Raw genomic sequence first — 14,072 nt, forward strand, 5'->3', positions numbered from 1 at the left:
TTGCGCTCTGACGCGTCATGGCAATTAGTGCATCAGTGGCCATAAGTGGCAGGTGGTGCGCACCCCACCTAGCTTCCTGTTCATGCGCACTCGACAGCTTCGCTACCTGGCGGTCCTCACGGCCGCCCTTGTCATCGAACTCGGTCCGCTGCCCACCGCCCACGCCAAGACCCAGCACGTCGTCAAACCGGGTGAGTCGATCCAGGCCGCGGTGAAGGCCGCCAAGCCCGGCGACACCATCCTCGTCAAGGCCGGTACATACCGGGAGAACGTACTGATCACCACCTCGAACCTGACCCTGAGCGGGGAGGGCAAGAAGACCGTCATCAAGCCGCCCGAGAAGGCGTCCGCCAACGACTGCGGCAAGGCCGAGACCGGTATCTGCGTCACCGGTACGGCCGAGCAGCCCCTCACCGATGTGCGGATCCGCTCGCTCAAGGTCACCGGCTTCGCCAAGAACGGCATTTGGGGGAAGCACACCGACCGGATGGACGTACGCGAGGTGACCGCCGCGCAGAACGGTCAGCAGGGCATCGGCCAGGAGAAGTCCACCCGCGGCACCTTCCGCATCAACACCTCCAAGGACAACGGCCAGTCGGGCATCTTCCTCGCCAACACCGTCGACGAGGAGGGCGCGGCCATCGACACCAAGGGCGCGGTCGTCCGCGACAACCGGCTGACCGGGAACCGGGTCGGGGTCGGCATCCGGCGTCTGCGGGTCCTGACCGTCCAGGGCAACACCCTCACCGGCAACTGCGGCGGCGTGTTCGTCGTCGGCGACGAGGGGACGCCACGCGCCGGGGACCTGTCGGTCATCAACAACAAGGTCTACGAGAACAACAAGTACTGCCCGCCCAACCCCCGCCTCGACTTCATCCAGGGCACCGGCATCCTCCTCACCGGCGTGGAGGACACGCGGGTGACGGGCAACGCGGTGCGGGACAACGTGGGCGCCTCGCCGATGTCCGGCGGGATCGTGCTCTTCCCCAGTGTCGTGGGCACCAAGAACGCCCGTAACACCATCAAGGACAACGTGCTGGCCAACAACCTGCCCGCCGACCTCGCCGACCGTGACGCCGGCTCCGGCAACACCTTCGAGGGCAACACCTGCACGGTCTCCGAGCCCGCCGGCAAGTGTGAGAAGGGGGCGTCATGACGTCGATAAGGACCGCTGCGGCCACCGCGGGGGCCGACCCCGCCGCCACGAACACCGCCACCGGCACCAGCACTCACATCGGCTCCGGCTCCGGCACCGCCTCCGCCGGTGGTGTCCCGTCGAAGGCCGCCCCGCAACTGCGCGAGCTCGTCTTCGGCGCGGCCCGGGCGGCGGCCGTCCGGGCCGCGGCCTCCCTGGGCGTCGCCGACGCCCTGGGGGAGCGGCCCGCCACCGTCGCGGAACTGGCGACCGCGGTGGGCGCCGAGCCCGAGCGGCTGGGCCGGCTGCTGCGCTCCCTGGCCTGCTGCGGGGTGTTCGCCGAGACCGGGGACGGCCGGATCGCGCACACCGAGATGTCCCGGCTGCTGCGCGAGGACGCCCCCGACAGCCTCAAGTACATCTGTCTGTGGTGCACCGAGCCGTGGACCTGGGAGACCTGGCCGCGGCTCGATACGGCCGTACGCTCCGACACCATCGCCTTCAACGACATCCACGGCAAGGACTTCTTCACCTATCTGCACGAGGACGCGCCTGCCTCGGCCCGCGTGTTCGACAAGGCGATGACCACCTCCAGCAGACAGTCCGCCGTGGAGCTCGCCGACTTCCTCGACCTCGACGGGGCCAAGGAGGTGGCGGACATCGGTGGCGGCCAGGGGCATGTCGTGGCGTCCCTGCTGGAGAAGCACCCGAAGCTGCGCGGCACGCTGCTCGACCTGCCGCAGGTGGTGGCGAACGCGGACCCGCGGCTGCGCGACGGCGGGCCGCTGGCCTCACGCGCCCGGCTGGTGCCCGGCGACTGCCGCCGCGAGATCCCGGTACAAGCCGACCTGTACATCATCAAGAACATCCTGGAGTGGGACGACGAGTCCACCCGCAGGACGCTGGCCAACGTGGTGGCGGCGGCCCGGCCGGGCGCCCGGGTGCTGGTGATCGAGAACCTTCTCGACAACAGCCCCTCGATGCGGTTCACCACCGCCATGGACCTGTTTCTGCTCCTCAACGTGGGGGGCCGGAAACACTCTTCGGACAGCCTGGTGACACGTATGACGGAGGCCGGGCTGAGCGTCACCGGCATCAGCCCCGTCAATCCGTATCTGCACGCTTTCGACAGCCGCGTACCGGACCGCGTGGCCGCGTGACCACTCACGGCCGGGTGCCCGCGTGACGATGTTCACGCGGGCACCCGGCCGCCCGGCCCCATCCGGCCTTCCTCCAGGGCGGGCTCAGGCCCACTGGAAGGAGTCGAGGTGGGCGAACACGACGACATTGGCGGTGTAGTCGCGGACGGCACGGTCGTACGAACCGCCGCAGGTGATCAGGCGCAGCTGCGCGTCGGGGGTCTGCCCGTACACCCGCTCGTCGGGGAAGTTCGCCTTGTTGAACGTCTCCACCGAGTCGACGACGAACGTCGCGACGATCCCGTCGGCGCGGGTGATGGTGACCCGGCTCCCGGTCTTGAGCGAGCTGAGCGGATAGAACACCGCCGGGCCCGTCTTGGTGTCCACATGCCCCGCCACAATGGCGTTGCCCCGCTCGCCCGGTGAGGGGCCACCGTTGAACCAGCCGACCAGGTTGTTGTTGTCGGCGGGCGGCGGGATCAGCACCCCCGACCGGTCGAGCGTCAGCTCGGTGAACGGTGCGCTCACCCCGATGGAGGGGATGTCCAGATGCCTGGCGGGCGAGCGCGGCAGCGCCGGCCCGAGCCGGACCTCCTGAGGGGCGGCCGTCTGGGGGCGGGGGGTGAGTGTCGGTCCGGAGATCGCGGGCTTCTTCTGCGAGGGCTGTGTGGAGGCCGCGTCGACCGAGTTGTAGATCAGGAAGACGCCGATGAGGGCCGATGCGGCGGCCCAGCGGATGACGCGAGTGTTGCTGTCGGCACCGCCCTGTTTGCCCATGGATTCTGCCTTTCTGGCCGGTGGAGAGCCCACCGGCAAAGAGCGTGGCGCTGCCGTGGCCGACCGCCACAAGCGGTGTCGGCCACGGCAGCGGGGTCGGGGCTACGGAAAACGGTCAGCTCAGATCGCGGTCCCAGTGGGCTTGCGGCGACGCAGGGCGTAGGCGCCGGCGCCGAGGCCACCGAGGAGCAGGACCGAGCCGGCCGCCATGCCGCCACCGGTGGTGGCCATGCCGCCGCCACCGGTGTGGACACCACCGTGCGGCTTCTCGTGCTCGCGCTCCTTGCCGTACGAGCTGCTGCCGCCCCAGCCGTGCTCTTCCTTGCCCTTGCCGTAGCCGGACTCTTCTTCCTTCTCCTTGCCGTAGCCGCTGCCGTAGCTGCCCTTGCTGTAGTCGTCCTTGCCGTAGCCGGACTCTTCTTCCTTTTCCTTGCCGTAGCCGGACTCTTCTTCCTTGCCCTTGCCGAAGCCCGACTCCTCTTCCTTCTCCTTGCCGAAGTCGGACTCCTCCTTGCCCTTGCTCTCCTTCTCCTTCCAGGAGCCGCCGGAGCCGTAGTCCTCCGACTCCTGACCGCTGGAGTAGCCGCCGTGGCCGCCCGGGTCGGAGACGTCAGCGGCGAAGGCGGCGGCAGGTGCGCCCAGAGTCAGGGATGCGACAAGCGCGGTCCCGGCGATGAGTGCGCGAGTTGATCGCATGAGTCATTCCTTCCGGCACCTGCACGATTACTGACATTTGCCAGATAAAGGGATCGCGTAGGTGTCTCATCAACCGTCAGCGACGCGGGGCCCCGCTGCCACTTGGCGCGGCCCGCTTTCGGGCCGGTTGTAAGCCCTCCGAGTGGAGATCGCCGTGGTCTTCACTCGTTCGCCGCGCGAATGGGCTGACGATGAATCATCTTTTCGGCCCATCGTTTCGATCAGCCCCGTGGTGTGCGTCGCCGACCGGAACTCCGGGCGTGCCAGCACCCGCCGCAGAAACCCCAGCGTCGTCCGTACGCCCCCGCCACCGACCCGGAACTCGCCCAGCGCCCGGTCCATACGGGCCAGCGCCTGCTCGCGGTCCGGCGCCCAGGCCACGGTCTTCGCCAGCAGCGAGTCGTAGTCCGGGCCCACCCGCCAGCCCGGGAAGGCGTGCGTGTCCACCCGTACGAAAGGCCCCCCGGGCGGTACGAACTCCGTCAGCGAGCCGGGTGTGGGCGCGAAGCCGCGGTCCGGGTCCTCGGCGTTGACCCGGCACTCGATCGCCACGCCCCGCCGTACGACATCGCTCTGACCGAACGTCAGGGGCTGCCCGGCCGCGATGAGGATCTGCTCCCGGACGATGTCGATCCCGGTCACCATCTCGGTGACCGGGTGCTCGACCTGGAGCCGGCAGTTGATCTCCATCAGATAGAACTCGTGGTCGGGGGTGAGCACGAACTCGAAGGTGCCCGCCCCCACATAGCCCACCGCCGCCGCGCCCCGCACCGCCGCCGCGCACATCGCGGTGCGCCGCTCCTGGGGCAGATTCGGCGCGGGGGCCTCCTCCACCATCTTCTGGTGGCGCCGCTGTACGGAGCAGTCACGCTCGCCGAGGTGGACCACCTTGCCGTGCCGGTCCGCGAGCACCTGCACTTCCACATGGCGGGCATGCTCCACGAACCGTTCCATGTACAGGCGCTCATCGCCGAACACCGCGCGGGCGTGGGCCCGTGTCTCGTTGAAGGCGGGCACCAGGGCGTCCGGCTCGCGGACCACCGCCATACCGCGGCCACCACCGCCCGCCACCGCCTTGAGGATCAGCGGATAGCCGATCCGCCCGGCGATGTCCTTGGCCTCCGCCGGCGTGGCCACCGCGCCCGTACTGCCCGGCAGCACCGGCAGTCCCGCCTCCGCCATCAGCGCGCGGGCCGCGGCCTTGTCGCCGAGCCGCTGCATCACCGAGGCAGGGGGGCCGATGAAGGTGATCCCCGAGTCCTCGCACACCTCCGCGAAGTCCGGGTCCTCGGACAGGAATCCGTACCCGGGGTGGATGGCCTGCGCCCCGGTGCGGTGCGCCGCCTCGATGACCGCCGGGACGCTGAGATAGCTGGCCTTCGACTGCGGCGGACCGATGTGCACGGCCTCGTCCGCGAGCCGGACCACGGCCGAGTCGCGGTCGGCGGTGGAGTACACCGCGACGGTGCGCATGCCGAGTTCCCGGCAGGCGCGCAGAACACGCAGCGCGATCTCGCCGCGGTTGGCGACGAGGACGGTGGAGAACACGCGGATCACACCGGCCCGGCGGCGGGCCCGGGCTCCACCGCGATCAGGGGCTGCTGATACTCCACGGGCTGCGCGTTGGGCACCAGGATCTCCACTACCCGCCCGGCGGCGTCCGATTCGATGGTGCTCATCATCTTCATGACTTCCAGCACACCGACCGGCTGCCCCGGCTTGACCATGTCCCCGACCCCGATGAACGGCGGGGCACCCGGCTCGGGCGCGTGGTAGAAGGTGCCGACCGTCGACGCGCAGATGTACCGCAGCCCGGCCCCCGCCTGCCGGCCCCCGGCCTGCGGCCGCATCCCGTCCGCCACGGCCACCTGCGCATGCGGATGGGGATGCGCCTGCGCCTGCGGATGCTGCGGCGGAGCGGCTGCGGGCCCGGACGGCGGTGCGTGCTCGTGCTCGCGCTTGGGCTCGTGCTCGGCCGGATCGGGCCACTCCATCTCAACTGATGTCTGCCCGTGCCGCAGCGTGATCCGGCGCGGGTGCTTGTCCGCGGCCTTCGCCAGCTCCGTCACACTGCGGCACAGGGAATCCAGCGTGGCATGCGGGGGCAGCACGACCGCGCCCGGCCGGTGCCCGTTCTCGCGATGGTCCGTGATGTGGCTGTCCGCTGTCACGATGCACCTCTTTTGGTGTGTAGCTGTGTGCCGGCCGACCCGGCGGGGACCCCCGTGTCAAGACCGAAGCGGCGGAACCGCTCCGCCCGCGCCGCCAGCAGCCGGTGCGTCTCCCACGGCACCAGCTCGCCCAGCGCCTCGACGAGCGCGTCGCCGAGCAGGGCCGCGGCCTTCGCGGGATCGCGGTGGGCGCCGTCCGGCGGCTCCGGTACGACCCCGTCGACCACCCCGAGCCGCAACAACTCCCTCGGGTCCAGCCGCAGAGCCGCCGCGGCGGCCTGGGCCGCCTCGGGGTTCTTCCACAAGATGGCGGCGCAGCCCTCCGGGCTGATGACCGAGTAGATACCGCCCGCGCTGATCAGCACCCGGTCGGCGAGCGCCAGCGCGAGCGCGCCGCCACTGCCCCCCTCGCCGACCACCGCGGCCACCACGGGCACCGGCAGCCGCGCCATCAGCCGCAGATTCTGCGCGATCGCCAGCGCCTGACCGCCGCGCTCCGCGTCCGGACCAGGGTTGGCCCCTGGCGTGTCCACCAAGGTCACCACCGGCAGGCCGAGCTTCGCCGCCATCCGCATCAGCCGCGCGGACTTGCGGTAGCCACTGGGCGCGGGCATCCCGAACCGGTGCGCCTGCCGCTCCGCCAGGCTCGCCCCGCCCTTGTGCTGCCCGATCACCATCACCGGCAGCCCGCCGATCCGCCCCGGACCGCCGACCACGGCGGGGCAGTCCTCGGCGAGCCGGTCGCCGTGCAACTCGTGGAAGTCGTCGACGATATGGCCGATGTAGTCCATCACGGTCGGCCGATCAGGATGCCGAGCCCCCCGCACCGCCTCCCAAGCGTCCCGCTCCGCCACCTCCCCAACCTCCCGCATGACCGCCCTCCGCGCGGCCCCGGCGCGAGCTGCACCGGCCGCGCCCGGCCCGCCGCCCGGGGCGGCGCGCTCCGCCTCCGCCTGCGCGTTGGCGGCGCCCGCGCGACTGTTCGGGGTGGTGCGCGGCCCGTCGACCGCCGCATCGGCGGGGCCGTGGGCTGTCGTGTTCGGGTGGGTGGCGGGGGTCGCGTGCGACCCGGCACCGGGCACGGCGTGCGATTGCCCGCACTCGGCGGCCCGCTGCCCGCCGTGCGGGCCGGTTTCCGCCTCCCCGCCCGGGGCGGCGCGCTCCGCCTCCACGCCGCTCGGGTGGCGGGCCGCCGCGCTCAGAGGGGCGGCGGGGGCTTGCGGGCTGCCGTCCGGTACCGCGTGCGGTTGCCCGTACGCGGTGGCCTGCCGCTCGCCGCGCGGGGCGCCGTGCTCCGCCCCTGTCTGTGCGTTGGCCGGGCCGTGCGCTGCCGCGCCTGGGTGGGTGGTGGCGGCCGCGTCCGGCTCGCCGTGCGGCGCCGTGTCCGGTCCCCCGTACGCGGGCGTGGGCGCGGTTGGCCGCCCAGCTCCCGGGGCGGCGTGCCGCCGCCCGGTCGCTGCGTCGGGCGGGGCCGTGCCTGTGGCGACTGGCGGTTGCCCGATCGGGGTGGTGTGCGGGCCGACGACCGGCGTGCCCGGATGGGTGGTGGCGGCCGTCTCCGGCTCGTCGTGCGGCGCCGCGTCCGGTCGCCCGTACGCGGTGGCATGCCGGCCCCCGGCCGAGGCGGGGGTTGGCCTCCCAGCCGGTGCGTCCGCCGGCCCGCCGTCCGGGTGGCGTGCCGCCGCGCTCAGGGGGGCGGCGGGCGCCTCCGGCCCGCCGTACGGGGGCGCGGCGCGCTGCCCGCCCGACACGTCGGGCGCGGCCGCGCCCGGGTGGGTGGCCAGCGTCGCCGCCCCGCCCGCCCCGCCGGAGGCGCCCCGCGCTGGGGTCCCGGCCGCCGGGCCTCCGGGCCCCGGCGCGCCCGAGCCGCCCAGGGCCAGCAGCCGGGCCAGGGTGGGGCGCAGGGCGGAGCGGGGGATGATGTCGTCGACCATGCCGTGTTCCATCAGGAACTCCGCGGTCTGGAAACCCTCCGGCAGCCGCTCCCGGGTCGTCTGCTCGATGACCCTGGGCCCGGCGAAGCCGAGCCGCGCGCCGGGTTCGGCGAGGATGACATCGGCGAGGGTGGCGTAGGACGCCGCCACGCCCCCGTACGTCGGATCGGTGATGAGCGAGACCGTCAGGATCCCGGCCTCGTCGAGTTCGGCCATCGCCTGCGCGGTCTTGGCCATCTGCATCAGGGCCAGCGCGCCCTCCTGCATCCGGGCCCCGCCGGAGGCGGTGATCAGCAGCAGCGGGACGCGCCGGGCGAGGCTGGTCCGGGCCGCCTCGCAGATCAGCGCGCCCACGCCGCAGCCCAGGCTGCCGCCGAGGAACCGGAAGTCCATGGCCGCCACGACCACGGGCTGGTCGTCGATCCGGCCCAGGGCGCAGATCACCGCCTCCTTGAGGCCCGTCTTCGCCCGCGCGTCCGCCAGCCGCTCCGCGTACGGCCGGGTGTCGGCGAACTCCAGCGGATCGTGCAGCGGCTGCACCTCGCCGACCGGCGCCGCGGAGTCGGCGTCGAGCAGTTGGTCCAGCCGCTGCCGTGCGGTCAGCGGGCTGTGCCAGCCGCAGTCCGGGCATACGCGCAGGGTGCGCGCGAACCTCTTGCCGTAGATCAGGTCGGCGCAGCGCTCGCAGCGCACCCAGTCCGCGACCACAGTGGTGCTCCCTTCCGGTCCCTTCCGGCCCCTTCCGGCCTTGTCCAGGCGTGCCTTGCTCAGGCGCGGTCGCGCTCCCAGCGGTAGAACTCATGCGCCATGGCGTCCTTGGGCTCGCGCCACGTCTCCGGGTCGTACGCCTGCACAAACGGCTGGAGCCGGGCGCTGACGTCACGGAACTCGGGGTGCTTGGCGTACCGGGCGACCTGGTCGGCCGGCGGCTGCTCGGCCTCGATCAGATGCAGATACACATCGCCGAACTGGAACAGGCTGCGCCCGGTGACCCCGATCAGCCCGGGCAGTTCACCCCGGTCGGAGTGGGCGAAGACCTTGGCGATGTCGGGCCCCGCGTCCCGGTTCATCTTGGCGACGATCATGGTGCGGTACATCGTCAGGCCTCCACCGTGGCGCGGGCGCGCTGTTCGATCTTCTCCCGGATGAGCTCCATCTGGATCTTGGAGTTGCGGTTGATGAGGTCCGTCATCCCCGCGTCGTCGATCGGCGCGTCGGGTCTCATCTCGAAGTCCTGGGTCCAGCGCATCCGGGTGCCCTTGGGCGTCTCGTCGTACTCCCAGCGGATGTTCATGAAGGCGAACGGGCCGGTCTCGACCCGGCGCGCCCATACGGTGTGCACATCGCGGGCGGTCTCGCGCTCGGACACCCAGCTCCAGACCTTGCCGTTCTCGTCGGGGTGCATGGTCAGCCGGAAGGTGGTGGTGTCACCCTCCCGCCGCAGCACCTCGACCGAGGCGTACTCGCTGAACAGGTCAGGCCAGTTCTCGATGTCGTTGGTCATGTCCCACACCAGGTCCATCGGTGCCGCGATGGTGATCTCGTTGTCGGTGTGCCCGGGCATCTCATGCTCCTGCGGTGATTGAGGCGTTGATGACGTCGATGAAGTCATTGGGGGTCTTGCAGCTCTCGGCACCCGGTTCGATCGGGGTGCCGTAGTGGTTCTCCAACTCGCCGACGATGGCGAGCAGCCCGAGCGAGTCGAGCCCGAACTCGGTGAAGGTCATCTCCGGCGACCCCGCGAGGGCGGCCGGGTCGACGGTCAGGCCGGCGCACTTCTTCATGAGCGCGGCCAACTCCTGGTGGGTGAATTGACGGGACATCACATATCTCCTTCCGGGCCGCGGAGCACGAGCGCCGCGTTGTAGCCCATGAGCCCCCGGCTGAGCACCAGCGCACACCGCGGCTCGGCGGGCCGGGGACTGCGGGTGACCAGGTCGAGCTCATGGCAGACGTCGGTGACATACGGCGTGGGCGGCACCATGCGGTGCTCCATGGCGAGCACCGCGGCCGCCACGTCCAGCGTGGGAGCCGCGCAGTGCGCCCGGCCGAAGCCGGTCTTGGGCGCGGTCACCGGGACGCGGGTGCCGTGCGGGCCCAGCGCGTCGGCGATCGCCAGCGCCTCGGCCCGGTCCGCCTCCGGCACGCCGAGCGCGTCCGCGAACACCACGTCGATCTCCTCGGGCGCGCACTGCGCGTCGTCCAGCGCCACGCGGATCGCGCGGGCCAGCCCCTCCCGGGACTCCTCCCACCGGGACGCCCCGGTGAAGGTCGCCCCGTAGCCGCTGATGAACCCGCGGATCGGCACCCCGCGGCGCCGGGCCGCCCCCTCCTCCTCCACGACGAACATGGCCCCGCCCTCGCCGGGTACGAAGCCGCATGCGTCGGTGGTGAACGGCAGATACGCCCGGCCCGCCTCACGGGCCCGGCTGAGCTCCCGCCACCCCAGCTGGCACACCATCGAGTACGGGGCGAGCCCCGCCTCGGTGGCGCCCGCGACGATCGCGTCCGCCCCGTGTCGGATCGACCGCCGTGCGTGCGCCAGCGCGTCCAGTCCGCCGGCCTCGTCGTCCGCCACCACACCACACGGCCCCTTGAAGCCGCCGCGGATGGAGACCTGGCCGGTGCTGGCCGCGTAGAACCAGGCGATGGACTGGAACGGGCCCACATGGCGCGGGCCCTTGCCGTACAGCTGCTGCAGCTCGCGCTGGCCGAACTCGCCGCCACCGGAACCGGCCGCGGTGACCACGCCCACGGCGAACGGCGACAGGTCGTCGACCGGCAGCCGCGAGTCCTCCAGCGCGAGGTCGGCGGCGGCCAGCGCGATATGGGTGAAGCGGTCGGTCTGGACCAGCAGCCGCTCCTCGATCATCGTGGCCGGATCGAAGCCGCGGATCTGGCCCGCGACCCGCACCGGGAAGTTCTCGCTGCCCTCGCGGGTGAGCCGGTCCAGGAAGCTGATCCCTTCCCGGGTCGCCTTCCAGAAGGCGTCGGTGCCCACGCCGTTGGGCGCGATGACCCCGAGCCCGGTCACCACGGCCCCGCGGGCCCGGGCGGGCGCCCGGGCACTCATGCCCCTCCTCCCCGCTCAGTCTTGGCGCGCTTCCACGCGCGGGCTTCCTTCGTCACTCCTCGCTCCTTCGTCGCTGCGCGGCTCCTCAGCCCAGCCCGCGCAGCTCGCCAAGACACGCTCATCTCGAACCCCCCGCCCGGCTCAGCACCACCGCGGACTGGAAGCCGCCGAACCCGCTGCCGACCGACAGCACATTGCGCAGCGGCAGGGCGCGCGCGGTGCGCGGGACATAGTCCAGGTCGCACTCGGGGTCCGGGGTCTCGTAGTTCGCGGTCGGCGGGACCACGCCGTGGGCCAGCGCCAGGGCGCAGGCGGCGAGCTCGATCGCGCCGATCGCCCCCAGCGAATGCCCCACCATCGACTTGATCGAGCTCATCGGCGTCTTGTACGCATGGGCGCCCAGCGACCGCTTCACCGCGGCCGTCTCGTGCCGGTCGTTCTGCTTGGTGCCGGAGCCGTGCGCGTTGACGTAGTCGATCTCGGTGCCGTCGATGCGGGCGTGGCCGAGCGCATGGTTGATCGCCTCGGACATCTCCAGGCCCTCCTGGGTCAGACCGGTCATGTGGTAGGCGTTGCCGTAGGTGGCGAACCCCTTGAACTCGCAGTACGCATGGGCCCCCCGGGCCCGGGCGTGCTCCAGCTCCTCCAGGACCAGCACGGCCGCGCCCTCGCCGAGGACGAAGCCGTCGCGGTCGGCGTCGAACGGCCGGGAGGCGTGGGCCGGGTCGTCGTTGTTCGTCGAGGTCGCCTTGATGGAGTCGAAGCAGGCCACGGTGAGCGGGGTGACCGGGGTGTCCGCCGCCCCCGCCACGCACACATCGGCCCGGTTCTCCTCGATCGTCTGGAAGGCGTACCCGATCGCGTCAAGACCCGACGTACAGCCCGTCGAAACGGTCTGCACCGGCCCGTGGGCGCCCGCCAGCTCCGCCACGCCGGAGGCCAGCGCGCTCGGCGAGAAGGCGTGGTGCAGATACGGGCCCGCCCGCCGGTGGTCCACGTCCCAGCGCGCCCCGGACTCGCTGACCTTGACGTAGTCCTGCTCCAGCCGGGTGGAGGCGGCCACCGCCGAACCCATCGACACGCCTATCCGCCAAGGGTCCTCGGCTCCGGACCCCCCGGGCTCGATCCCCGCGTCCCGCATCGCCTCGGTGGCGGCCACCAGCGCGAACTGCACATACCGGTCCGAGCGTTCGATCTGCTCGGCCGTCAGCCCGCAGGCCACGGGGTCGAAGTCGCACTCGGCGGCGATCCGCGAGCGGAACCTCGCGGCGTCGAACAGCGTGATGCCGCGGGTCGCCGTGCGGCCCGCGGTGAGCATGTCCCAGAAGGCCGGGACGCCCACGCCCCCGGGAGCGACGACACCGAGCCCGGTAACCACCACCCGTCGGGTCACGACGCCGCCTCGGCGGGTTCGGCGGTCTCGGTGTCCACATGGCCCAGCTCCGGGCGCGGGGCCAGCGGGCCGAGGTGGAAGACCATCCGGGCCTCGGTGTCGCCCACGTTGCGGAACCGGTGGCGCATGTTGATGGGGATCAGAAGCCCCTGGTCGGCATGGAGCGGATGCGCCGTATCGTCCAGGTCCACTTCCAGCTCACCGCACACCACGTACACGAACTCCTCGGAGTACGGGTGGTAGTGCTCGGTGACGCGCTCGCCGGGCTGCACGACGGCCATGCCCATGAAGCCGCTCGTGGCGCCCACCGTGGTCGGGGTGAGCATGGCGCGCACATCGCCGCCGCGGCGGCGGTTGGGGGCGACCGCGGACAGGTCGACGATGAGGTGGGACTGCGTGGTCATAGTGGCCTCCAGAAGGCGGCGAGGCCGCCGCACACGACGGAGAATGGGTGAGGGTTGGCGGGTACGGGCTTGGGAGGGGGAGTGTCAGTAATCCGCCGCGCGGCGGTCGGTGACCGGTTCCATGTCGCAGTCGGTGAGGAAGCGCCGCAGCCCGGCCTCGCTCGACAGATCGATCTTCTTCTTGCCGTTGGCCCCCGCGTCGAGGAGCCGGGCGTCGAGGAGCCGGCCCAGCACCGCGGCCGCGCGCGGCCCGCTGACCCCGGCCGCCACCGCGAGATCACGGTCGAGCGGTACGTCCATGTCCACCATGCGCACGACGATGTCGTCGCGCTGGAAGACCGTGCTGCTCACGATCGTGTGCTGCCCCTCGCCGCCGTCGGACGCCATCGCCGCCTTCGGCTTGGTCACCGCCAGGTCGTCCTGACGGGCCAGCAGACTGGCCACCGCCGGGCCGCAGCCCTCCTTGACCGGGTAGAGCAGCATGTGGCGCCGGAGGTTCGGCGGGCGGCTGGGGTCCGCCGTCAGGTGGTGCACCACGGGCAGCGCCGCCCGCATGAAGAAGTCCCGTGCGGCCTCCGGGTCGTCCAGGTCGCGGTCCTCCTCCAGATGCGGGTTGATGGCCTCCTCGACCGCACGGACCTCCGGCTGCCTGGCCACATGGCGCAGCGCCGCCACCAGATCGCCCTTGACCTCGACCGCCCGTACGACACGGTTGCCGCTCATGAACAGCGAGGTGCGGCACAGCCGGGTGTTCTCGTCCACGCGGGCCTCGGGCGCGGCGTAGTCGGCCAGGATCTTGGCCACGCATCGCGAGCTGCCGGGCTTGACGGTGAAGGTCAGGGCGTGCCGCACCAGGCCGTCGCCGACCCGCGGGGCCAGCTGTACGGGGGGCGCGGCGCGGCGGCCGGCCGCCTCCTTGGCCGAGAAGGTCTCCCGCAACACGCTGAACCGCAGCGACCGGGTGTCCTCCACACATCCGTGGAGGGGCTTGACCATCTCGCGGTGCTCGGGGCTCTCCACCCAGCTCAGAAACGGCGGAGCGCTCTCCCACTCGCTGGTGATCAGCCACTGCGAGGGGTTCTCGATCGACTGGCACAACTGGTCGCTGATGTGGCCCGGGACCGCGGCCACCTGCTGGGACAACTGCTCGTAGGCATGCAAGAAACGCTCTTCGGCGCCCGCGTGGACCGACACCAGCAACACCACACGCAGCCGGGCGTCGGTGAGCGTGGAAGGCCGAGGCGGGGGCTCGGTCGTCGTCGCGGACTTCGCGGGCCGCGAAGTCTTGGGCAGGGTGCTCATATGTTCCACTCCTCCTCCGGGGGCGTCCTTCGCCGGACGCGGCGCCCG

The 14,072-nt window shown here is 71.9% G+C and carries 14 protein-coding genes; 2 read left to right on the forward strand and 12 right to left on the reverse strand.

Translation table 11 applies throughout. The features are described 5' to 3' along the window. The first annotated feature begins 82 nt into the window (after positions 1–82). Positions 83–1,156, forward strand: coding sequence for a nitrous oxide reductase family maturation protein NosD (locus tag ACH4U7_RS33260; protein ID WP_398531483.1), 1,074 nt, complete (start codon positions 83–85; stop codon positions 1,154–1,156). Continuing rightward, the gene (locus ACH4U7_RS33265) at positions 1,153–2,295 is read left to right on the forward strand and encodes a methyltransferase (protein WP_398531484.1); all 1,143 of its coding nucleotides are present in this window, start codon (positions 1,153–1,155) and stop codon (positions 2,293–2,295) included. Before ACH4U7_RS33260 ends, ACH4U7_RS33265 begins: the two co-directional genes overlap by 4 nt. A gap of 84 nt (positions 2,296–2,379) precedes the next feature. Here ACH4U7_RS33265 and ACH4U7_RS33270 read toward each other — a convergent pair whose 3' ends face one another. From ACH4U7_RS33270 to ACH4U7_RS33325, 12 genes are all read right to left on the reverse strand, one after another. Next, entirely contained in the window at positions 2,380–3,051 is a 672-nt protein-coding gene (locus ACH4U7_RS33270) for a class F sortase (RefSeq protein WP_398531485.1), read from the reverse strand. Positions 3,052–3,171: 120 nt separating this feature from the next. Continuing rightward, complete coding sequence (locus ACH4U7_RS33275) at positions 3,172–3,747, reverse strand: hypothetical protein (RefSeq protein ID WP_398531486.1); 576 nt, start codon at positions 3,745–3,747, stop codon at positions 3,172–3,174. Positions 3,748–3,816: 69 nt separating this feature from the next. After that, on the reverse strand, positions 3,817–5,295 hold the full coding sequence (locus ACH4U7_RS33280; protein WP_398531487.1) for an acetyl/propionyl/methylcrotonyl-CoA carboxylase subunit alpha: 1,479 nt from the start codon (positions 5,293–5,295) through the stop codon (positions 3,817–3,819). Between the two features lie 5 nt (positions 5,296–5,300). Then, on the reverse strand, positions 5,301–5,918 hold the full coding sequence (locus ACH4U7_RS33285) for an acetyl-CoA carboxylase biotin carboxyl carrier protein (protein WP_398531488.1): 618 nt from the start codon (positions 5,916–5,918) through the stop codon (positions 5,301–5,303). Beyond that, positions 5,915–8,560 carry an acetyl-CoA carboxylase, carboxyltransferase subunit beta gene (gene accD, locus ACH4U7_RS33290; protein ID WP_398531489.1) on the reverse strand — a complete coding sequence of 882 codons (2,646 nt, stop codon included), beginning with the start codon at positions 8,558–8,560 and terminating at the stop codon, positions 5,915–5,917. The genes ACH4U7_RS33285 and accD overlap by 4 nt, the downstream gene beginning before the upstream one ends. A 59-nt stretch (positions 8,561–8,619) precedes the next feature. After that, positions 8,620–8,949: a TcmI family type II polyketide cyclase gene (locus tag ACH4U7_RS33295; protein WP_385618509.1), complete on the reverse strand. Its 330-nt coding sequence runs from the start codon at positions 8,947–8,949 to the stop codon at positions 8,620–8,622. Positions 8,950–8,951: 2 nt separating this feature from the next. Further along, positions 8,952–9,416, reverse strand: coding sequence for an SRPBCC family protein (locus ACH4U7_RS33300; protein ID WP_089509015.1), 465 nt, complete (start codon positions 9,414–9,416; stop codon positions 8,952–8,954). A gap of 1 nt (position 9,417) precedes the next feature. Beyond that, on the reverse strand, positions 9,418–9,675 hold the full coding sequence (locus tag ACH4U7_RS33305) for an acyl carrier protein (protein ID WP_353590510.1): 258 nt from the start codon (positions 9,673–9,675) through the stop codon (positions 9,418–9,420). Next, positions 9,675–10,925 (reverse strand): ketosynthase chain-length factor, encoded by a 1,251-nt coding sequence (locus ACH4U7_RS33310; RefSeq protein ID WP_398531490.1) that lies wholly within the window; start codon positions 10,923–10,925, stop codon positions 9,675–9,677. The genes ACH4U7_RS33305 and ACH4U7_RS33310 overlap by 1 nt, the downstream gene beginning before the upstream one ends. 118 nt (positions 10,926–11,043) lie before the next feature. Then, a complete protein-coding gene (locus tag ACH4U7_RS33315; protein WP_398531491.1) occupies positions 11,044–12,318 on the reverse strand; it encodes a beta-ketoacyl-[acyl-carrier-protein] synthase family protein in 1,275 nt (424 codons plus the stop codon). Then, positions 12,315–12,722: a cupin domain-containing protein gene (locus tag ACH4U7_RS33320; RefSeq protein WP_398531492.1), complete on the reverse strand. Its 408-nt coding sequence runs from the start codon at positions 12,720–12,722 to the stop codon at positions 12,315–12,317. The genes ACH4U7_RS33315 and ACH4U7_RS33320 overlap by 4 nt, the downstream gene beginning before the upstream one ends. An 84-nt stretch (positions 12,723–12,806) precedes the next feature. Then, positions 12,807–14,024: a SchA/CurD-like domain-containing protein gene (locus tag ACH4U7_RS33325; RefSeq protein ID WP_398531493.1), complete on the reverse strand. Its 1,218-nt coding sequence runs from the start codon at positions 14,022–14,024 to the stop codon at positions 12,807–12,809. Positions 14,025–14,072: the final 48 nt, after the last annotated feature.

This window comes from Streptomyces sp. NPDC020845, assembly GCF_044334165.1.
Lineage (GTDB): Bacteria > Actinomycetota > Actinomycetes > Streptomycetales > Streptomycetaceae > Streptomyces.

What these genes read in the sequence shown, in the direction of transcription:
- ACH4U7_RS33260 (WP_398531483.1), top strand. Translation starts at nt 83, where the DNA reads ATGCGCACTCGACAGCTTCGCTACCTGGCGGTCCTCACGGCCGCCCTT.
- ACH4U7_RS33265 (WP_398531484.1), top strand. Translation starts at nt 1,153, where the DNA reads ATGACGTCGATAAGGACCGCTGCGGCCACCGCGGGGGCCGACCCCGCC.
- ACH4U7_RS33270 (WP_398531485.1), bottom strand. Translation starts at nt 3,051, where the DNA reads ATGGGCAAACAGGGCGGTGCCGACAGCAACACTCGCGTCATCCGCTGG.
- ACH4U7_RS33275 (WP_398531486.1), bottom strand. Translation starts at nt 3,747, where the DNA reads ATGCGATCAACTCGCGCACTCATCGCCGGGACCGCGCTTGTCGCATCC.
- ACH4U7_RS33295 (WP_385618509.1), bottom strand. Translation starts at nt 8,949, where the DNA reads ATGTACCGCACCATGATCGTCGCCAAGATGAACCGGGACGCGGGGCCC.
- ACH4U7_RS33300 (WP_089509015.1), bottom strand. Translation starts at nt 9,416, where the DNA reads ATGCCCGGGCACACCGACAACGAGATCACCATCGCGGCACCGATGGAC.
- ACH4U7_RS33305 (WP_353590510.1), bottom strand. Translation starts at nt 9,675, where the DNA reads ATGTCCCGTCAATTCACCCACCAGGAGTTGGCCGCGCTCATGAAGAAG.
- ACH4U7_RS33310 (WP_398531490.1), bottom strand. Translation starts at nt 10,925, where the DNA reads ATGAGTGCCCGGGCGCCCGCCCGGGCCCGCGGGGCCGTGGTGACCGGG.
- ACH4U7_RS33320 (WP_398531492.1), bottom strand. Translation starts at nt 12,722, where the DNA reads ATGACCACGCAGTCCCACCTCATCGTCGACCTGTCCGCGGTCGCCCCC.
- ACH4U7_RS33325 (WP_398531493.1), bottom strand. Translation starts at nt 14,024, where the DNA reads ATGAGCACCCTGCCCAAGACTTCGCGGCCCGCGAAGTCCGCGACGACG.